Raw genomic sequence first — 18,757 nt, 5'->3', positions numbered from 1 at the left:
CCCGACGACGAAGGCCCGGTCCGCAAGGGACCGGGCCTTCGTCTTGGTGCTGTACGCCATGTAGGACTTGAACCTACAACCCGCTGATTAAGAGTCAGCTGCTCTACCAATTGAGCTAATGGCGCATGCGTCGAACGCGTGACGAAACGTTACCAGCGCGGGGCTGCCCGGTGAAATCGGACCCGATCCCGGTCGTCAGATCGAGGCGAGCACGGCCTGGGCGGCGTTGTGTCCGCCGATCCCCGACACGGCGCCACCCCGGCGTGCGCCGGACCCGCAGAGCAGGACCGCGTCCCGGTCGGCCTGCACGCCCCACTGCTGGGCCGGGGTGTCGAGCCGGGCGCGCGACGGCGCCCACGGCCAGTCGAGGTCGCCGTGGAAGATGTGACCGCCCGGCATGGCCAGGTCGCGCTCGACGTCCTGGGGGATCTTGGCCTCGATGCACGGGTTCCCGGCCGCGTCGCGCGCGATGCAGGTCGACAGCGGTTCGACGAGGTGCTGGTCGAGGGAGGCGATCGCACGCTCCACCGCGAGGGCCTTGGCTCCCTCGGGATCGCTCTCGAAGAGGGACGCCGGTGTGTGCAACCCGAAGTAGGTGAGGGTCTGGGTGCCGTCCGGGACGTCGCCCAGGATCGTCGGGTCGGTGAGCGAGTGGCAGTACACCTCACCCGGCATGGTGGTCGGGATGCGTCCCGCGGCCGCGTCGGCGTAGGCCGCCTCCAGCTGGCTGTAGTCCTCCCCCAGGTGGAGGGTGCCGGAGAACGCCACAGCGGGGTCCACCCCGGACCGCAGCCGCGGGAGGCGGTCGAGGAGCAGGTTGATCTTGAGCTGGGCGCCCTCCGGCTTGCTCTCCGGTTCCTCGGTCTCGCCGAGCAGGATCCGCAGCACCCACGGCGCGACGTTGGCGAGCACGAACCCGGCCTCGACGGTGCGGACGGCGCCGTCCTCGTGCCAGGTGACCTCCGCCCCGCCGCCGGCCGACCGGTCGGTCCGGATGCCGCTCACGCCGGCGCCGGTCCGGATCGTCGCGCCGGCGCCGACCGCGGCCCTCAGGAGCGCGTCGGTGACCGCGCCCATGCCGCCGACGGGAACCCGCCACTCGCCGGAGCCGTTGCCGATCAGGTGGTAGAGGAAGCACCGGTTCTGGATGAGCGACGGGTCGTGGAGCGAGGCGAAGGTGCCGATGAGGGCGTCGGTGGCGACGATGCCGCGCACGGTGTCGTCGGTGAAGCGCCGCTCGACCGCCACGCCGAGCGGCTCGGTCACCAGGTCGCGCCAGGTGCTCGGCGCCACCTGGGCGCGCAGGTCACGCTCGGAGGGGAGCGGCTGGAGGAGCGTCGGCGCGATCACCCGGGCGGCACCGGCGACCTCGGTGTAGAAGGCGCGCCACGCCTCGTACTCCTCGTCGGACCCCGTGAGTGCGGCGAACGACCGACGGGTCGCGTCTCGCTCGATGCGTTCGACGTGGAGCCCGGCCGGATGACCGTCGCGGAGCGTCGGGGTGTACGAGGCCGTCGTGCGCGACTTCAGCGTGATGTCGAGGTCGAGGTCCGCCATCAACGCCTCGGGCATCACCGAGACCAGGTAGGAGTAGCGCGACAAGCGGGTGGGCCAACCCGCGAAGGCGGGGGCGGAGACGGCCGCGCCGCCGGTGTGGTCGAGTCGTTCGAGGACCAGGACCGAGACGCCGGCGCGCGCCAGGTAGGCGGCGGCGACGAGGCCGTTGTGGCCACCTCCGACGACGACGACGTCGTAGCGGCTGGCGGTCTGTCCGGCGTGATCCGTCATCCCGTCACCGTAGCGACCTGGCGCACCGGTGTCGGTGGTCAGGGATGGCCTAGGGTCACCGCACATGGCTCGGATCTACCGTGACGCCTACGGCATCCCGCACGTCCGAGGTTCCGACGTGCTCGACGTGGCCCACGGCCAGGGATGGGCGGCCGCGACCGACCGGGCGTGGCAGCTCGAGTGGTTGCGGCGGCGCGCGACCGGCACGACCGCCGAGGTGCTGGGTGTCGCCGGGGTGCCGTGGGACGGGTTCGCGCGCCGGGTCCGCCTCGTCGACACGGCACGACGCGGGTTCGACGCACTGTCCGCGGCGGCGCAGGACTTCGTGGCGGCCTACGTCGACGGGGTGAACGCCGGGCTGCGCGACGACGTGCCCGAGCTGGAGGCCGCCGGCATCGGCGCCGCCCCGTGGCCGGCCTGGATGCCGCTGGCGACCTTCCACGCCCAGCAGGTGCTGTTCGCCGACATCGGGGCGCACCTGTGGGGTCGGCGTGTCACCGAGGTGCTCGGCGCGGACGGTGCGCTCCTGGCCCGGGAGGGACCGCGGGCGGCGGGCAGCAACGCGTGGGCCGTGGGTGGGGCGAGGACGACGTCGGGAGCGCCGCTGGTCGGCGGCGACCCGCACCGCACCTTCGAGTCGCCCGGGGTCTACCACCAGGTCCGACTGTGCTCCGAGGATCCCGAGGACCTCTTCGACGTCGCGGGCTTCAGCTTCGCCGGCACGCCGGGCGTGCAGCACTTCGCCCATGCCGGCGACGTCGCGTGGGCGATCACGAACGCGATGGCGACCTACCAGGACCTCGACGACGTCGAGGAGTCCTTCGACGGGCCGACCGTGCTGCCCGGGGTCGGGTTCCGCGGTCCGTCGACGGAGCTCGGTGACCTCGGGTTCGAGGCCCTCCTGCCGCTGTTGCGGGCCCGTACCGTCGATGACGTCGACGCGGCCCTCGACCACTGGGTCGAGCCGGTCAACAACGTCGTCATCGCCGACCGCGCCGGTACCGTGCGCTACCGCTGGGCCGGGCGCGTCCCCGTCCGCGACGACGCGGGGCGGTGGACCGGGTGGCGCACCGATCGGCACCGCGTCGACGTCGCCGACGACGGCCAGGTCGTGACGGCCAACGAGCGGCGTGGACCGGAGAGCGCCGAGATCGGCGAGAGGTTCGCTCCGCCGTACCGCGCCCAGCGCATCGCAGAGCTCCTGGGCGACCGTGCGGGACTCGTCGCTGCCGACTTCGCGGCGATCCACAACGACACCGTGCTGGGCGGGATCGAGATCCTGCGTCCGCTGCTGCCCGAGCGGCTGCGCGACTGGGACGGGCGGATGGAGGCCGACTCCCAGCGTGCCGGTGACTTCGCGGCGTGGCGGGCGGCGTTCGTGCGGAGCATCGCGGCCGAGCCCGTCCTCGACGGGCTCCGCGCGCCCGCGCCCGACCCGCTGTTCGCGCCGTACTTCGACGTCACGGTCGCGATCGGCCTGGCACTGACGACGCTCGTGGCCGCTGGGACGCCGTTCGGGATCGACCTGGTCCGCCACGCCGAGCTCGCCGGTGGCGAGACCGGGGCGACGCCGGCGTGGGGGAGCGGGCACGTGTTCGAACCGATCCACCCGTTCGACCTGAGCGCGGACCTCGAGGCCCCCGCCGTGCCGCGGGTCCCGCTCAGCGGCGACCAGGACTGCGTGCGGTGCGTCGGCTCGTTGCCCGGGATCGACGACGCGGGCTACCGCGGCGCGGTCGCGCGATACGTGTGGGACCTCGCCGACCGGACGGCCGGCGGTTGGGTCGTGCCGATGGGCGCGTCCGGGTCACCCCGGTCCGAGCACCACCTGGACCAGCTGCCGCTGTGGGCGGAGGGAACCCTCGCGCCGATCGTCACCGACTGGGACCTCCTCGAGGAGTCACGCGGTCCGGAGCGACCCGGATCCCCGTCGTGAGCGACCCCGACCGTGCGGGACCCGTGTCGCGCTCGACGGGGATCCCGGTCGAGCACGACGCGGATCCGTCAGGCCAAGGTCTTCTCGAAGAAGAGCTCGGCGTACGGGTTGTCGTTGTAGCGCCCGATCCTCCGGTACCCGCTTCGCTCGTACATCGCGATCGCCTCGGAGAGGGTCCCGTTGGTGTCGAGGCGGATCGCCGTCGCCCTCCGGCTGCGGGCGACGTCCTCGAGGTGCCGCAGCAACCGTGACCCGAGCCCGGCTCCGCGCCACGACGGGTCGACCCACATCCTCTTGATCTCGTCGACGGTCGCCGTGGCGTCGTCGGCGATGCGTTGCAACCCCCCGCAGGCGACCGGGGTGCCGTCGCTCGTCGCGACCGTGAAGCAGTCGAGGGGCGAGGGGGTGCCCGGGTCGAAGCCGTCCGGGAACCGGTCGGCGAGCTCGGCGAAGTACCGGTCCATGCTCTCAGTCGCCGCGGGGCCGGTCGGGTCGACCGCGCGCAGGACCACGGTGGCCGCGCGCACCAGCAGGTCGGCCGTCGCGAGGGCCTCGGTCAACCGGTCGAGCTGACGCTCGGTCAGCGGCGCGACCAGGCGCAGCGCCAGCTCGTCGGACCTCGTCTCCAGGCGCTCCAGCAGCGCCCGGCCGGCGTCGGTCAGGGTGGCGTGGCGGCGGCGGCGGTCCGCCGGGTCGGGTGCCGTGCTCGCCAGTGCCCGGGACTCCAGGTCGCGGAGCAGCCGGCTCAGGTAGCCGGAGTCGAGACCGAGGCGGTCGCGCAGGTCGCGCACCGCAGCGCCGGAGGCGCCGATCTCGAAGACGAGCCGGGCCGCGCCGAGCGGCAGGCCGAGCCCGAGGAACGACTCCTCCAGGACCCCGATGCGCTGGGTGTAGGTCCGGTTGAAGCGTCGCAGCGTGTCTGTCGCCAGGCCTGTGCTCACCTGTCTGACCTTAGTCAGGCAATGGTGGGCCTCGCCGCGTCGGGGCGGCGGCGGCGGTCCGTGGTGCGCGCGCCCGGTGCGGACGGACCCGTTCGACGAGGTCGCTGGCGCCCCGGACGACGACCGAGCCCCCGGCCGAGGGAGAGGGCCGGGGGCTCGATCGATCACGTTGGGGTGAGTAACGGGACTTGAACCCGCGACATCCGCCACCACAAGGCGGCGCTCTACCAGCTGAGCTATACCCACCATCGTCCCGACGTGGTCGGGACCGGTTGAAGTGTAGACGTATCAGGCGCCGGGTTCAGAATCGGTTGCGTCCGCGGTCGGTCCGAGGCCGGTGAGGGCGCCGCCGTGACGGCGGGCGACCTCCTTCGCGGACGCCGAGTCGGGGCCGGGCGGAGCGACGAAGACGGTGTCGCGGTAGTAGCGCAGCTCCTCGATGCTCTCCTGGATGTCGGCCAGCGCCCGGTGGTTGCCGCGCTTGGTCGGGGCCGCGAAGTAGGCCCGCGGGAACCACCGCCGCGACAGCTCCTTGATCGAGGAGACGTCGACGATCCGGTAGTGCAGGAACGCGTCGAGCTCGGACATGTCGCGCGCCAGGAACGAGCGGTCGGTGGCGACGGTGTTGCCCGCGAGCGGGGGACGGCTGTCCTCGGCGCAGTGCTCCCGCAGGTAGGCCATCACCTGCTCCTCGGCCTCGGCCAGGCTCACGCCGTGCTCGAGCTCCTCGAGGAGCCCGGAGGAGGTGTGCATAGAGCGGACGAACTCGATCATCTGCTCCAGGGCCTCGGCGGGCGGCTTGATGATGATGTCGACCCCGTCGCCGAGGACGTTGAGGTCGAAGTCGGTGACCAGGGCCGCGACCTCCACCAGCGCGTCGGCGCCGAGGTCGAGGCCGGTCATCTCGCAGTCGATCCACACCAGGCGTTCGTTCACGATCGGCCACCCTACGTGCCCGCCGGCCTTTCTCAGCGACGGCTCAGTCCCAGCGACTACCGTCTGGCCCTGTGAAGCAGTGGGTCGCGGTTCTTGCACGCCTCGTGGTGGGCGGGGTGTGGTTGTACGCCGGACTGGCGAAGCTGACCGACCCGCTCGGCAGCGTGACCGCCGTCCAGGCCTACGAGCTCCTCCCGCGCGCGCTCGAGGAGCCCGTCGGGTACGCCCTGCCGGCCGTCGAGGTCGTCATCGGCCTCGCGCTCGTCCTCGGCCTGATGACTCGCGGCGCCGCGGTGATCTCCGCGGTCCTGTTCGTCGGCTTCATCATCGGCATCGCGTCGGTGTGGGCGCGCGGGATGGAGATCGACTGCGGCTGCTTCGGCGGCGGCGGCTACGACCCCGACGCCTCCTCGAAGTACCCCTACGAGATCGCGCGCGACGTCGCCCTCCTGGCGGCCTCGGGCTTCCTGGTGTGGGCGGGTTCTCGACGGTGGTCCCTCGACTCGCTCCTGTTCCGTACGACCACTCGCGACGATCGCGAGCACGACCTGGAAGGTGTCTAGATGGCCGGCAAGTCCAAGACCGAGGCGAGGGCCGAGCAGCGCGCCGCGCGCCTGGCCGAGATCAAGAAGGCCGAGCAGGCGGCTGCGCGCCGACGCAACCTCATGGTCGGCGGCGTCGTCGCCCTCGTGCTGGTGCTCCTCGCGGTCGTCATCTACTTCTTCAGCCGTTCGAACGACGTGGAGGCCGCGGCCCCCGGGTCCAGCGACTACGGCGTCACGATCGGCCCCGAGGACGCACCGCACACGCTGGTGATCTACGAGGACTTCCTCTGCCCGGCGTGCGGTGCGCTCGAGGAGGCGACCGGCGATCGGTTGGCCGAGCTCGCCGACGAGGGCGAGGTGTTCGTCGACTACCGCCCGTTCACCCTGCTCGACCGCCTCGGCACGTACTCCGCACGGTCGGCCGGTGCCTTCGGCGTCGTTCTGGAGGAGTCCGGACCCGAGGTCGCCAAGAAGTTCCACGACCTGCTCTACGCCGAGCAGCCCGAGGAGGGCGCCGAGCCGTACCCGGACGCCGCCTGGCTGGTCGACAAGGCCGTCGAGGCGGGTGCCGACGAGGACGCCGTCCGCACGGGCATCGAGGAGGGCGAGAACGACTTCGCCAAGGAGGCGACCCAGGAGGCCGTCGACGCCGGCGTCCAGGGCACCCCGACGGTGATCCTCGACGGCGAGACCTTCACCGGCAGCTACGAGGAGCTGTTCGAGAAGATCGAGAACTAGCAGGCAGGGCGGCGCGACTGGCAGCATCGCCGGATGAGCCAGTCGCCCCACGCCGCCTTCGTGGCCGGCCTCCCCAAGGCCGAGCTGCACGTCCACCACGTCGGGTCCGCCTCGATGCGGATCGTCGCCGAGCTGGCCGAGCGGCACCCCGGCACGGTGCCGGCGGACCCCGAGGCCCTGCGGGCGTTCTACGAGTTCCGCGACTTCGCCCACTTCATCGAGGTCTACCTCGCGGTCGTCGACCTCATCCGCACCCCGGACGACGTGCGCTACCTCACCTACGAGGTGGCCCGTGAGCTCGCGACCGGCCAGGCCGTGCGGTACGCCGAGCTCACCTGCACGCCGTACACCTCGGTGCTCCGAGGGATCGCCATCGAGGGCTACACCGAGGCGATCGAGGACGCCCGGGTCGCGGCCGAGCGCGACTTCGGGCTGGTGCTGCGCTGGATCTACGACATCCCCGGCGAGTCCGGCCTCCCCGCCGCCGACGCGACCCTCGGCTACGCCCTCGACCACCGGCCCGACGCGTTGGTCGGCTTCGGGCTCGGCGGCCCGGAGATCGGCGTCCCGCGCGCCCAGTTCGCGCCGCACTTCGAGGCCGCCCGCGCCGCCGGCCTCCACTCGGTGCCGCACGCGGGGGAGACCACCGGTCCCGAGACGATCTGGGACTCGCTCCGGCTGCTGGGCGCCGAGCGCATCGGCCACGGCACGTCGGCCGCCGCCGATCCCGCCCTCCTCACCCACCTCGCCGACCGGGCGATCCCGCTCGAGGTCTGCCCGTCGTCCAACGTCGCCACCCGCGCCGTCGCCACCCTCGCCGACCACCCGCTCAAGACGTTCGTGGACGCCGGCGTCGTGGTCACCGTCAACTCCGACGACCCGCCGATGTTCGGCACCACCCTGAACCGCGAGTACGAGATCGCCGCCGACCTGCTCGGGCTCGACCAGCACGGTCTCGCCGACCTGGCCCGGGCGGGCGTGACGTCGTCGTTCGCGCCCGACGACGTCAAGACCCGCCTGCTCGCGGAGATCGCCGACCACGTCGGGTCCTGACCCGGGACGTGCAGGGCCCCGCGGTCTCATACACCGCGGGGCCGGTCCCAGCATGTCGCCGGACGTCGGCCGCCCGTCGGAGGCGCGCCGCGCCCGGTGGCGGACGGATTCGCGGGACCGAGCCCGTCCTGGAATGATGGCTCCGCAACGAAGGGGAGTAGTTCCCGCGCCTCACCTGGTGAGGAGCGGAGGTACGTCGACATACCGGTGGGCCCGCCCACCCGGCGTACCGCTCGGCCCGGCCCACCAGGCGGGCCCGAGTGAGCGAGACCTTCGGCACGATCCGTGCCGAAGCGACCCCCGAAGGGCCTCCGGCGTCCACACGAGAGGCACCCGCACCATGTCGTTCCTCACCCTCCTGCTCGTCGCGCTCGGTGTCTCCGCCGACGCCTTCGCCGTGGCCATCGGCAAGGGCCTGCAGATGCGCCGGCTCCGCGTCACCGACGCGGTCCTGCTCGCCCTGACCTTCGGCGTCTTCCAGGCCGCGATGCCGGCGATCGGCTGGCTCCTCGGGACCGGGTTCGCCGACCGCGTCACCGCGATCGACCACTGGATCGCGTTCGGGCTCCTGGCCGCCATCGGCGCCAAGATGATCTGGGAGGCGTTCCACGCCGACGCCGACGCGGACGCCGACGACGGCCGGATCCCGGTGCGGGAGATGCTGGTCCTCGGCCTGGCCACCAGCATCGACGCCCTCGCGGTCGGCGTCGGGTTCGCGTTCCTCGACGTCTCGATCGTCGGCGCGGCGATCCTCATCGGCGTGACGACGTTCGTGATCTCGCTGGGCGGCGTGGCGCTCGGCCACCGGGCCGGCACCCGCTTCCGCGGCCCGGCCGAGGTCGTCGGTGGGCTGATCCTCATCGGGATCGGCCTGCGCATCCTGCTCGACCACACCGGCGTCCTCTGACGCCGGCACCCGAGGAACCGGTCCGGGCGCCCCCGGCAGGACTCGAACCTGCGACCGGCGGATTAGAAGGCCGCTGCTCTATCCAGCTGAGCTACGGAGGCGGAGGGCCGCGTCCGAGGACGCCGACCCGCGGGCGAGTCTATGTCCTCGGGCCGGGAGGTCGAGTGGGCGTACTCATGTGCCGACCGCGCACGCCCGCGAGGCTGGCCCCATGACCACGTCGAGCCGGACCATCGCCCGTTCCCTCCTCCTCGCCGCGGCGACCGCGGCAGCCGCGGCCGCCTGCTGGTGGGGGTGGATGGGGTGGGACCACGAGTACTACACCGACCCGGCCACCGGGTACCCCGCCGGCCCCTACCGCCCGTGGCAGGTCGCCGCCTGCGTGCTCACGCTGCTCGCGGTGGCCGCCGTGGCGTTCCGGGTGCTCCACCCCGCCGTCGCCGGGCTGGCGATGACGCTCGGCTTCACGGTCTCGTTCGCCTCGACCGCGCTGCCCGAGGACGACACCGGGCTGGCCATGGTCGGCGTCGTCATGGTGCTGTTCGCGATGGCGCTCGCCTCGTTCGTGGTGGGCCTGGTCGCCACGGCCGCGCGCGCCCGCCGGCACCCGACGCCCGGCTGAGCCGACCCCCGACGGCGCCGCCGGGTTTGGCAGGCGTCACCGCGGGCAGGGGCCGCAGATGTCGTGGATCGAGCGCTCGGTGCTGACCGACCCGGGCCTGCGCGGCGCCGTACCCGACGGCGAGGTGCCGCGCGCCTGGTCGCCGGCCGGTCAGGTCTCGCCGGGAGCCGAGCGGGTCACGCCGTACGGAGTGACCCGGGAGGTCGCCGAGTCGCACGGCCTGCTCGACCTGGTCACCGGGTCGTGGCTGCCGCGGTGGGCCCGCGGTGACCGGATCGACCGGCTCCTCGGCGGTGTCGCCCGGTGGGGGCTGCCCGGGTCACGCGCCGCAGGCCTGCACGCCGCCCTGGCGGACGCCGACGGGATCCTCGTCACCGACGCCCACCTGGTGGTCGTGGTCGGCGGCTCGCCCACGACGGTCGACGACCCGGCACGACCGGGTCGCCGGGTGTCCAGCCGTCCCTACCGGTCAGCGTGGACGTGCCCTCGCGGGGCCGTGGTGGCCGCGCGACGCCGGGCGCGCCTCACCGGGCGCGGGCGGGTCGAGCTCTACTTCGACGACCGGTCGATGTGCGCCGTCATGACGGGTCTGGTCGGTACGTCGGGCGCGCGCCGGCTGCTCGCCGCCCTCGACCTCGGCACCGAGCCGCCGCGCTGAGCCGCCGCGCCGAGCCGTCGTGCTGACCCGTCGAGGCGCCGCGCCAGAGGGTGCGGCAGGCGGGGACCTCAGCGCCGGTGCGCGTCCATCCACGCCTCGACGTCGACCGCCGTGCGGGGCAGCGAGGCGGAGAGGTTGGTCGCACCGTCGGCGGTGACGAGCAGGTCGTCCTCGATCCGGATGCCGATCCCGCGCAGCTCCTCGGGCACCAGCAGGTCGTCGTCCTGGAAGTACAGGCCGGGCTCGACGGTGAGCACCATGCCCGGCTCGAGGAGCGCGCCCTTGTAGGACTCGGGCGCGGCCTGGCCGCAGTCGTGGACGTCGAGGCCGAGCATGTGGCTGGTGCCGTGCAGCGTCCACCGGCTGTAGACCTTCGACTCCGGGTCGAGGGCCTCCTCGGCGGAGACCGGCAGCAGGCCCATCGCGTCGAGCCCGTGGGCCAGCACGGTCATCGCGGCCTCGTGGGTGCCGGCGAAGGGCAGTCCCGGACGGCAGGCCTCGATGCCGGCGTCCTGGGCCGCCAGCACGAGGTCGTACAGGTCGCGCTGGAGCGAGGTGTAGCGGCCGTCGACCGGCAGGGTGCGGGTGACGTCGGCGGTGTAGAGGCTGCGCGCCTCCACCCCCATGTCGAGCAGCACGAGGCTGCCCGGCGTGATCGGGCCGTCGTTGTCGATCCAGTGCAGCGTCGTGGCGTGCGAGCCTCCGCCGACGATCGAGTCGTAGCCGATGTCGTTGCCCATCGCCCGGGCACGACGGAAGAAGGTGCCCTCGATCCAGCGCTCGCCGAACTCGAGGACCCGGTCCCACTCGGCGACGGAGTCGCCGAAGCCGAGCGCGGTGATGTCGCACGCCTCCTGCAGCTGGGCGACCTCCCAGTCGTCCTTGACCAGGCGCATCTCGGAGACTACCCGGGCGAGCTCGTCGTCGCGGGTGCGGTCGACGGGCACCGAGCGGTCGACCGCGAGCGAGACACCGCGGTGGACCCGGGTCTTGCCCGAGCCCGAGAGGGCGTCCTGGAGGTGGTCGATGTGGCGGACCGGCAGCCCGAGGGACGCCGAGAGCTCGCTCAGCGAGGGCCGCTTGCCCACCCACAGCTGGCCGTACTGGCGGTCGCGGAAGAACTCGTCGGTGTCGCGCCCCGAGCGCGGCCGGGCGTAGAGCACGGCCTCGCCGTCGTCGAGGACCAGGACGGCGTCGGAGGTCTGGTTGCCGGTGAGGTAGACGTGGGCGGTGTCGACCCGGAACCGGTAGTCGGTGTCGTAGGAACGCACCTTGTAGCCGCCGCCGGGCAGCACCAGCCGCTCGCCCGGGAACAGCGCGGCCAGGCGGGCCCGCCGTTCGGCGGCCCGGTCGGCGCCGGAGCGGCGCGGGACGTCGCTGTCCTGGTCGCCCCATCCCTGCCGCATGAAGGCGGAGTAGGCCTCCGGCACCGCCGGGTCGTGCGACTCGGTGTGGAACGCGTCCTGGTCGTCTGGTGTGGTCTGGTCGCTCACCCCGCCGACTCTACGCCGGGCGGGTCGCCCGGCGTCCGCCGAACGTGGGTCGACCGGCCCCTGCCGATAGGCTTGCCCCATGCCCGGCCGCCGTCACGACAGCCTCGCGTTCACGCTGGTCGTGAGCGTGACGGTGGTGCTCGGTGCCCTCACGATGCTGGCCATGCTCGCCCTGTCCGGCGCGCCGTCGGTGGTGCTCGTCGCGACGCTGCTCGCCGCGCTGCCCGTCGTCCCGCTCGTGGCGTGCTTCGTGTGGCTCGACCGCTACGAGCCCGAGCCGGTCCGGCTGCTGGTCAACGCGCTCCTGTGGGGCGCCTGCGCCGCGACGGCGATCGCGGTCGTCGTGGGTGGCATCGGCGGCCTGTTCGGACCGGTCACCGACCACGTGTCCCTGGCCGTCGTCGCGCCGGTGACCGAGGAGGCCGGCAAGGGCCTGTTCCTCTTCCTGCTGCTGTGGTGGCGCCGGCACGAGATCGACGGCGTCCTCGACGGCATCGTCTACGCCGGCCTGGTCGGCGTCGGGTTCGCCTTCACCGAGAACGTCCTCTACCTCTCCGCCGCCTACGACGGCACCGACGGGGTGGGTCCCGGCGGGGTCGCCGGCGTGACCACGACGTTCCTGCTGCGCTGCGTCGTCAGCCCGTTCGCGCACCCCCTCTTCACCGCCTTCACCGGCATCGGCATCGGGATCGCGGTGGCCTCGCGCAGCCGGTCGGTCCGGACGCTGGCGCCGGTCGGCGGGTTCCTGCTCGCCGTCCTCGCCCACGGCCTCTGGAACGCCTCGACGATCTTCGGCCCGGCCGGCAACGCCCTGGTCTACGCCGTCCTGATGGTGCCCGCGCTGCTCGGCATCGCGGCCCTCGCACTCTGGGCCCGCCGCTCGGAGGCCACCATCCTCACCGCCGCCCTCCAGGACGCCGCCCGCCGCGGGCTGATCCCGGCCACCGACATCGGCTGGGTCGTCGACCTCCGTGCCCGGCGCGCGGCCCGGCAGCACGCCCGGCGCACCGGTGGGCGCGAGGCCGAGCAGTCCGTGGCCGACTACCAGCAGGCGCTCATCGAGCTCGGCTTCCTCCACCACCGGCTGCTGCGCGGCACCGCTCCCCACGACTGGCAGGTGCGCGGCGCCGAGCACGTCGACCGGATCCGCGCCGTCCGCCCCCACGTCGCGTTCCCCGGACAGGTGGTTCCCACGGCATGACACCCCCCAGCACCGACCCAGCCGCCGGCAAGTCCGGCCGGCACGGCGGGCCCGACACGTCGAGCAGGTCGGGCGGGCCCGACGCGGCCTCGACCAGGCTCCAGGACAAGCGCGACGCCGCGATGGTGACCGCGCTGGTCCGGCTGCGCCAGTCGCTGGTCGCGGCGGCCCTGCCGCTCGACCTCCCCGGCGTCGCCGAGGCACGGACCAGCCGCGGCGAGATGATCGACCAGCTCGAGGACTACCTGATCCCGCGCCTGATGACCCTCGAGGCCCCGCTGCTCGCGGTCGTCGGCGGCTCGACCGGCGCCGGCAAGTCGACGCTGGTCAACTCGCTCGTCGGCGAGCGGGTGACGACGTCCGGGGTGCTCCGCCCGACGACCCGGTCGCCCGTCCTGGTGCACCACCCCGACGACGCGCACTGGTTCGGCCAGGACCGGTTGCTGCCCGGTCTCGTCCGGGTCGACCACACCACCGACGACCCCGACTCGCTCCAGCTGGTGGCCTCGGCGTCGGTGCCGCCGGGCCTGGCGATCCTCGACGCCCCCGACGTCGACTCCGTCGAGGAGCGCAACCGGCTGCTCGCCGCCGAGCTGATGGCGGCGGCCGACCTCTGGCTGTTCGTCACCTCCGCCGCGCGCTACGCCGACCAGGTGCCGTGGGAGTTCCTGCGGCGCGCCGCGGAGCGTTCGACCGCGGTCGCGATCATCCTCGACCGCACCCCCGACGAGGCGGTCCAGACCGTCTCGACCCACCTCGCCCGGATGCTGGCGAGTCGCGGGCTGAAGGACTCGCCGCTGTTCGTCGTCGCCGAGGGCACCGTCGACGACGACGGGTTGCTGCCCGCGCACCACGTCGCCGACGTCCGGTCGTGGCTGGAGTCCCTCGCCGACGACATCGACGCCCGGACCGAGGTCGTGCGCCGCACGCTCGGCGGCGCCGTCCGCGCGATCACCCACCGCATCCACGCCGTCGCCGACGCCTGCGCGGCGCAGGGTGGCGTCGCGCTCGCCCTCAAGGACGACGTCGACGCGGTCTACGACGACGCGACCGCGACGCTCGCCGCGGCCCTCGGCGACGGCGGCCTGGTCCGCGGTGACCTGCAGGCCCGCTGGGAGGAGTTCGTCGGCAGCGGCGACCTGCTGCGCTCCCTCGACACCCGGGTCGGTGGGCTGCGCGAGCGCCTGGTCAACACCATCAAGGGCAAGCCGCAGCAGGCCGAGCGGGTCACCGTCGCGATCGACGCCGCGCTCCAGACGCTGGTGCTGGAGCACGCGGAGTCCGCGGCCGCGCGCGCCCACGAGGCGTGGAGTGCCCAGCCGCACGGTGCCGCCCTGCTCGCCGGGGCACCCGGCGACCTCACCCGCACCTCCCGCGACCTGCGCCGTCGCGCCGAGCGGGCGGTGCGCGAGTGGCAGGACGACGTCAACGACCTGGTCCGCCGCGAGGGCGCCGACAAGCGGACGTCGGCACGGTTCCTCGCCTTCGGCGTCAGCGGCCTCTCGGTCGCGCTGATGGTCGAGGTCTTCACGCCCGACGCCGACACGGCCGCGTCGGAGACGTCCGGTCCGGCGTCCGCGTCGCGACGGCTGCTCGACGCCGTCTTCGGCGACGACGACGTGCGTGCCCTCGTCGAGCGCGCCCGCCGGGCGCTCGACCGGCTCGTCGGTGGGCTGATGCAGACCGAGCGGACGCGCTATCTTTCGCTCGTCGATGCCGTGGTGCTCGAGCCGGCCGCTGCCGAGAAGCTCCGCGGGGCGGCCCGCCGGGTCGACGACCTGCGCTACCAGGCGTCCCAGGAGGACGCCGTCACCGGAGAGAACCCCCCTGGAATGACGTCGTGACATCGCTGCTCGAAGGCGCCCGCCAGCTCGTGACGCGGGGCACCGACATCGGGGCGCGCATCGAGGGCCTGGAGCAGGCCGCGGCGTCCGCTCGCGGCCGCCTCGACGACGACGTCGTCGACGTCGCGTCGACCACGTCCGCGCGCGCCGCCGGTCGGCTGCGTCTCTCGGCGCAGCACACGGTCGTCGCGATCGCCGGGGCCACCGGCTCGGGCAAGTCCTCGACGTTCAACGCCCTCACGGGGCTCGAGCTCTCCTCCACCGGCGTGCGCCGCCCGACGACGTCCTGGGCCACCGCGTGCGTGTGGGGAAGCGCCGGCGCCGCCGACCTGCTCGAGTGGCTCGGGATCCCGCCGCGGCACCAGACCATGCGCGACTCGATGCTCGACGTCGGCAAGGCCGACCGCGACCTCGAGGGCGTGGTCCTGATGGACCTGCCCGACCACGACTCCACCGAGGTGAGCCACCACCTCGAGGTCGACCGCCTGGTGCTGCTCGCCGACCTGCTGGTGTGGGTGCTCGACCCCCAGAAGTACGCCGACGCGGCGATCCACGACCGCTACCTCGCGCCGCTGCGCAGCCACGCCGGCGTCATGGTCGTGGTGCTCAACCACATCGACACCATCCCCGCCGACCGCCGGCAGTCGATGGTCGACGACGTCCGGCGGCTGCTCGACCTCGACGGCCTCCAGTCGGTGCCGATCTACGCCGTCAGCGCGCGCCACGACATCGGGATCGACGAGCTGCGCGCCGAGATCGCCTCGCGGGTCGCGGCCAAGAAGCTGACCGTCGGACGGATCGAGGCCGACCTCCGTGCGGCCGCCGAGGCGATGGACGTCGCCACCGGCTCCGCAGCCCCGCGCGAGCTCCCGGCCGCGCGCGTCGCCGAGCTCGACGCCGCGATCGCCGACGCCGCCGGTGTGCCGGTCGTGGTCGACGCCGTCGAGCGGTCCACCCGGCACCGGGCCGGCCGCGCGACGACGTGGCCGGTGCTCGCGCCGTTCTCGCGGCTCGGCCCCGACCCCCTCGCCAAGCTCGGGCTCGACCTCGGCGACTCCGCCGCCGAGCTCAGCGGCACCGCCCGGGCGACGCCGCGGGCCGCCGCGGTGCAGCGGGCCCGCCTCGACGCCGAGGTGCGCGCGCTGGCCGACGACGCCTCCGACGGGCTGGGTGCGCCGTGGGTCGCCGCCGTGCACCGTGCGTCGACGGCCCGTCTGCCCGAGCTGGGCGACCGGCTCGACCGCGACCTCGGGGCCGCCGACCTGGGCGTCGGACGACTGCCCGGATGGGTCGCCGCGGTGCGGGTGCTGCAGTGGCTGCTCCTGCTCGCCGCCGTCGCCGGAGCCGTGTGGACCGGTGTCCTCGCCGTGGGCGGCACGCTCACCGACGAGGCCGACCTGGTCGCCGGCGTCCCGCTGCCGGTGCTCCTGCTGGTCGGCGGGCTCGTGCTCGGGGTGCTGCTCGCCGTCCTCTGCCGGTTCCGGGTCGCCACGCTGGCCCGCGACCGCGCCGGCGACGCCGACGAACGGCTCCGCGACGCGGTCCACGCCGCGGTCGACGAGCTCGTCGTCACCCCGGTCGCGACCGAGCTCACGGCGTACTCGCAGGTGCGCACGCACCTCACCGCCGTGCTCGACCACCCCGAGAAGACCACCTAGCGTCCACAGGCACCTCCCGACCGGGGTTGTCCACAGGCCCGGTCGATCGCGGCCGGACCTGTCGGTGGTCGCGCCTTGGCTCGTCCCGTGCCCGACAGGGGCACGACCGACGAGGCGAGGAGCGTGGAGATGTCCAACGAGACGACGGTGACCCTGCAGGGCTGGGTGGGCGGCGACGTGGTGCTGCGGCGGGCTGGTGACGTCCCGGTCACGAGCTTCCGGGTGGCGTGTACCCCACGACGGCTGTCGCGGCGCACGGGGGAGTGGGTCGACGCGCCCACCCAGTGGTACACGGTGAACGTGTGGCGGGCGCTCGCCGAGCACTGTGCGGCGTCGCTGCGCCGGGGCGACCCGGTCGTGGTCACCGGGCGGATCAACATGCGCCCCTACGTCGGCAGGTCCGGCACCGAGACGATCGAGGTCGAGGTCGACGCGCTGGCCGTCGGGCACGACCTGACCCGCGGCACGTCGTCGTTCACCCGTGCCGCCCGGCCCGACGCCGGTGCGCCGGCGGGTGCTCCGGTGGGTGCGCCGGTGGGTGCCCCGGCGGGCGGTGCGGGCGAGCAGGAGGCGCCGGCCGCGTGAGGGCCCGGTCGGGTCGGGCGCGTCCGCGCGGCCGGCCCGACCCGGACGGGCGACGTCGGTCGTGCGGCACTAGGCTCGTCGATTATGGCGGACTATGTCTTCACGCTGCGCAATGTGCGCAAGGCCCACGGTGACAAGGTCGTTCTCGACAACGTCACGCTCTCCTTCCTCCACGGCGCCAAGATCGGCGTCGTCGGACCCAACGGCACCGGCAAGTCGTCGCTGCTGCGGATCATGGCCGGCCTCGACCACGCCAACAACGGCGACGCGATCCTCGACCCCGGTGCCACGGTGGGGATGCTCCAGCAGGAGCCGCCGCTGACCGAGGGCAGGACGGTGCTCGAGAACGTCGAGGAGGCCGTCGGCGACGTCTTGGCGAAGAAGAAGCGCTACGACGAGATCTCCGAGCTGATGGGCGACCCCGACGCCGACTTCGACACCCTCCTCGCCGAGATGGGCGAGCTGCAGGAGGAGCTCGACGCCGCCAACGTCTGGGACCTCGACAGTCGGCTCGACCAGGCCATGGACGCGCTGCGCTGCCCGCCGCCCGACGCGATCGTCGACCACCTCTCCGGTGGTGAGCGACGCCGCGTGGCGCTGTGCAAGCTGCTGCTCCAGCAGCCGAGCCTGCTGCTGCTCGACGAGCCCACCAACCACCTCGACGCTGAGTCGGTCCAGTGGCTCGAAGGTCACCTGGCCAGCTACCCGGGCGCCGTCCTGGCGATCACCCACGACCGCTACTTCCTCGACAACGTGGCGGAGTGGATCCTCGAGCTCGACCGCGGCAAGACGCACCCCTACGAGGGCAACTACTCCACCTACCTCGAGACCAAGAAGGACCGGCTCAAGATCGAGGGGCAGAAGGACGTCAAGCGCGCCAAGATGCTGGAGAAGGAGCTCGAGTGGGTCCGCTCCAACGCCAAGGCCCGCCAGACCAAGAGCCGCTCGCGGCTCGCGCGCTACGAGGAGATGGCCGCCGAGGCCGACCGGATGCGCAAGATCGACACCTCCGAGATCAACATCCCGGCCGGTCCGCGTCTCGGTGACGTCGTCCTCGAGGCCGACCACCTCGGCAAGGGCTTCGAGGGTCGCACCCTCATCGACGACCTGTCGTTCTCGCTGCCGCGCGCCGGCATCGTCGGCGTCATCGGGCCGAACGGCGTCGGCAAGACCACCCTGTTCCGGATGATCACCGGCTCCGAGGAGCCCGACAAGGGCTCGCTGAACGTCGGCCAGACCGTGAAGCTGTCCTACGTCGACCAGAGCCGGGGTGGCATCGACCCGAACAAGAACGTCTGGGAGGTCGTCTCCGACGGGCTCGACTTCATCAAGGTCGCCAACTTCGAGATGAACTCGCGCGCCTACGTCGCCTCGTTCGGCTTCAAGGGCCCCGACCAGCAGAAGAAGGCCGGCGTCCTGTCCGGTGGTGAGCGCAACCGCCTGAACCTGGCCCTCACGCTGAAGATGGGCGGCAACCTGCTGCTGCTCGACGAGCCCACCAACGACCTCGACGTCGAGACGCTGTCCTCGCTCGAGGACGCGCTGCTCGACTTCCCCGGCTGCGCCGTGGTCACCTCGCACGACCGGTGGTTCCTCGACCGCGTCGTGACGCACATCCTCGCGTGGGAGGGCGACGCCGAGAACCCCGCCAGCTGGTACTGGTTCGAGGGCAACTACGCCTCCTACGAGGAGAACAAGATCGAGCGCCTCGGCATCGAGGCGGCCCGTCCGCACCGGGTCACCCACCGCCGGCTCACCCGCGACTGACACCCACCTGCTCGTCGCGACGCGGGCGCGCGTCCTCGGCTACCTTCCCGGGGGCGCTCGCCCGTCGTCGTGCCCGCGCGACCCG

Annotated in this window: 16 protein-coding genes and 3 tRNA genes; 12 read left to right on the top strand and 7 right to left on the bottom strand. The window is 73.2% G+C overall.

Going from position 1 to position 18,757, the window contains the following annotated elements:
• Positions 1–52 precede the first annotated feature (52 nt).
• Both E4623_RS02870 and E4623_RS02865 read right to left on the bottom strand, forming a co-directional pair.
• Positions 53–125, bottom strand: a tRNA-Lys gene (locus tag E4623_RS02870).
• 70 nt (positions 126–195) lie between these two features.
• Complete coding sequence (locus E4623_RS02865; RefSeq protein WP_134764979.1) at positions 196–1,788, bottom strand: NAD(P)/FAD-dependent oxidoreductase; 1,593 nt, start codon at positions 1,786–1,788, stop codon at positions 196–198.
• Between the two features lie 64 nt (positions 1,789–1,852).
• Between E4623_RS02865 and E4623_RS02860 the strand changes: the two genes are divergently transcribed.
• Entirely contained in the window at positions 1,853–3,724 is a 1,872-nt protein-coding gene (locus E4623_RS02860) for a penicillin acylase family protein (protein ID WP_134764978.1), read from the top strand.
• A gap of 68 nt (positions 3,725–3,792) precedes the next feature.
• On the opposite strand, the gene E4623_RS02855 is transcribed toward E4623_RS02860, so the two are convergent.
• The 3 genes from E4623_RS02855 to orn all read right to left on the bottom strand — a co-directional run bounded on the left by E4623_RS02855 (position 3,793) and on the right by orn (position 5,601).
• Entirely contained in the window at positions 3,793–4,665 is an 873-nt protein-coding gene (locus E4623_RS02855) for a helix-turn-helix domain-containing GNAT family N-acetyltransferase (protein ID WP_245154810.1), read from the bottom strand.
• A gap of 170 nt (positions 4,666–4,835) precedes the next feature.
• Positions 4,836–4,911: transfer RNA gene (locus E4623_RS02850), tRNA-His, on the bottom strand.
• Positions 4,912–4,953: 42 nt separating this feature from the next.
• A complete protein-coding gene (gene orn / locus E4623_RS02845; protein WP_134764977.1) occupies positions 4,954–5,601 on the bottom strand; it encodes an oligoribonuclease in 648 nt (215 codons plus the stop codon).
• Positions 5,602–5,672: 71 nt separating this feature from the next.
• Between orn and E4623_RS02840 the strand changes: the two genes are divergently transcribed.
• From E4623_RS02840 to E4623_RS02825, 4 genes are all read left to right on the top strand, one after another.
• Complete coding sequence (locus E4623_RS02840; protein WP_134764976.1) at positions 5,673–6,164, top strand: MauE/DoxX family redox-associated membrane protein; 492 nt, start codon at positions 5,673–5,675, stop codon at positions 6,162–6,164.
• The gene (locus E4623_RS02835) at positions 6,165–6,884 is read left to right on the top strand and encodes a thioredoxin domain-containing protein (protein WP_134764975.1); all 720 of its coding nucleotides are present in this window, start codon (positions 6,165–6,167) and stop codon (positions 6,882–6,884) included.
• A 33-nt stretch (positions 6,885–6,917) separates the two neighbouring features.
• Positions 6,918–7,937, top strand: a complete 1,020-nt coding sequence (locus tag E4623_RS02830) for an adenosine deaminase (protein WP_134764974.1) — start codon at positions 6,918–6,920, stop codon at positions 7,935–7,937.
• 340 nt (positions 7,938–8,277) lie between these two features.
• Positions 8,278–8,844, top strand: a complete 567-nt coding sequence (locus tag E4623_RS02825; protein WP_134764973.1) for a manganese efflux pump MntP family protein — start codon at positions 8,278–8,280, stop codon at positions 8,842–8,844.
• A 27-nt stretch (positions 8,845–8,871) separates the two neighbouring features.
• Here the strand turns inward: E4623_RS02825 and E4623_RS02820 are convergent.
• Positions 8,872–8,945, bottom strand: a tRNA-Arg gene (locus E4623_RS02820).
• A 110-nt stretch (positions 8,946–9,055) separates the two neighbouring features.
• Here E4623_RS02820 and E4623_RS02815 point away from each other — a divergent pair.
• Both E4623_RS02815 and E4623_RS02810 read left to right on the top strand, forming a co-directional pair.
• Complete coding sequence (locus tag E4623_RS02815) at positions 9,056–9,466, top strand: hypothetical protein (RefSeq protein WP_134764972.1); 411 nt, start codon at positions 9,056–9,058, stop codon at positions 9,464–9,466.
• A 58-nt stretch (positions 9,467–9,524) separates the two neighbouring features.
• Positions 9,525–10,124, top strand: coding sequence for a hypothetical protein (locus E4623_RS02810; protein WP_134764971.1), 600 nt, complete (start codon positions 9,525–9,527; stop codon positions 10,122–10,124).
• Positions 10,125–10,192: 68 nt separating this feature from the next.
• Here E4623_RS02810 and E4623_RS02805 read toward each other — a convergent pair whose 3' ends face one another.
• Positions 10,193–11,617 (bottom strand): aminopeptidase P family protein, encoded by a 1,425-nt coding sequence (locus tag E4623_RS02805; protein ID WP_134764970.1) that lies wholly within the window; start codon positions 11,615–11,617, stop codon positions 10,193–10,195.
• Positions 11,618–11,696: 79 nt separating this feature from the next.
• Here E4623_RS02805 and E4623_RS02800 point away from each other — a divergent pair, with 79 nt between their 5' ends.
• From E4623_RS02800 to ettA, 5 genes are all read left to right on the top strand, one after another.
• Positions 11,697–12,818 carry a PrsW family intramembrane metalloprotease gene (locus E4623_RS02800; RefSeq protein ID WP_134764969.1) on the top strand — a complete coding sequence of 374 codons (1,122 nt, stop codon included), beginning with the start codon at positions 11,697–11,699 and terminating at the stop codon, positions 12,816–12,818.
• Positions 12,815–14,662, top strand: a complete 1,848-nt coding sequence (locus E4623_RS02795) for a dynamin family protein (RefSeq protein ID WP_245154808.1) — start codon at positions 12,815–12,817, stop codon at positions 14,660–14,662. The genes E4623_RS02800 and E4623_RS02795 overlap by 4 nt, the downstream gene beginning before the upstream one ends.
• Positions 14,659–16,320 (top strand): GTPase, encoded by a 1,662-nt coding sequence (locus tag E4623_RS02790; protein WP_134764968.1) that lies wholly within the window; start codon positions 14,659–14,661, stop codon positions 16,318–16,320. Before E4623_RS02795 ends, E4623_RS02790 begins: the two co-directional genes overlap by 4 nt.
• 129 nt (positions 16,321–16,449) lie before the next feature.
• Positions 16,450–16,905, top strand: a complete 456-nt coding sequence (gene ssb / locus E4623_RS02785) for a single-stranded DNA-binding protein (protein WP_134764967.1) — start codon at positions 16,450–16,452, stop codon at positions 16,903–16,905.
• Positions 16,906–16,989: 84 nt separating this feature from the next.
• Complete coding sequence (gene ettA, locus E4623_RS02780; RefSeq protein ID WP_134764966.1) at positions 16,990–18,672, top strand: energy-dependent translational throttle protein EttA; 1,683 nt, start codon at positions 16,990–16,992, stop codon at positions 18,670–18,672.
• The last annotated feature ends 85 nt before the right edge of the window (positions 18,673–18,757 follow it).

The sequence above is a fragment of the Nocardioides sp. 1609 genome, assembly GCF_004522105.1.
Classification (GTDB): Bacteria; Actinomycetota; Actinomycetes; order Propionibacteriales; family Nocardioidaceae; genus Nocardioides.
The sequence above is the reverse complement of the archived record's forward strand: the minus strand, read 5'-3'. Positions and strand labels throughout refer to the sequence as shown.

What these genes read in the sequence shown, in the direction of transcription:
- E4623_RS02865 (WP_134764979.1), bottom strand. Translation starts at nt 1,788, where the DNA reads ATGACGGATCACGCCGGACAGACCGCCAGCCGCTACGACGTCGTCGTC.
- E4623_RS02860 (WP_134764978.1), top strand. Translation starts at nt 1,853, where the DNA reads ATGGCTCGGATCTACCGTGACGCCTACGGCATCCCGCACGTCCGAGGT.
- E4623_RS02835 (WP_134764975.1), top strand. Translation starts at nt 6,165, where the DNA reads ATGGCCGGCAAGTCCAAGACCGAGGCGAGGGCCGAGCAGCGCGCCGCG.
- E4623_RS02830 (WP_134764974.1), top strand. Translation starts at nt 6,918, where the DNA reads ATGAGCCAGTCGCCCCACGCCGCCTTCGTGGCCGGCCTCCCCAAGGCC.
- E4623_RS02825 (WP_134764973.1), top strand. Translation starts at nt 8,278, where the DNA reads ATGTCGTTCCTCACCCTCCTGCTCGTCGCGCTCGGTGTCTCCGCCGAC.
- E4623_RS02815 (WP_134764972.1), top strand. Translation starts at nt 9,056, where the DNA reads ATGACCACGTCGAGCCGGACCATCGCCCGTTCCCTCCTCCTCGCCGCG.
- E4623_RS02810 (WP_134764971.1), top strand. Translation starts at nt 9,525, where the DNA reads ATGTCGTGGATCGAGCGCTCGGTGCTGACCGACCCGGGCCTGCGCGGC.
- E4623_RS02800 (WP_134764969.1), top strand. Translation starts at nt 11,697, where the DNA reads ATGCCCGGCCGCCGTCACGACAGCCTCGCGTTCACGCTGGTCGTGAGC.
- E4623_RS02795 (WP_245154808.1), top strand. Translation starts at nt 12,815, where the DNA reads ATGACACCCCCCAGCACCGACCCAGCCGCCGGCAAGTCCGGCCGGCAC.
- ssb (WP_134764967.1), top strand. Translation starts at nt 16,450, where the DNA reads ATGTCCAACGAGACGACGGTGACCCTGCAGGGCTGGGTGGGCGGCGAC.
- ettA (WP_134764966.1), top strand. Translation starts at nt 16,990, where the DNA reads ATGGCGGACTATGTCTTCACGCTGCGCAATGTGCGCAAGGCCCACGGT.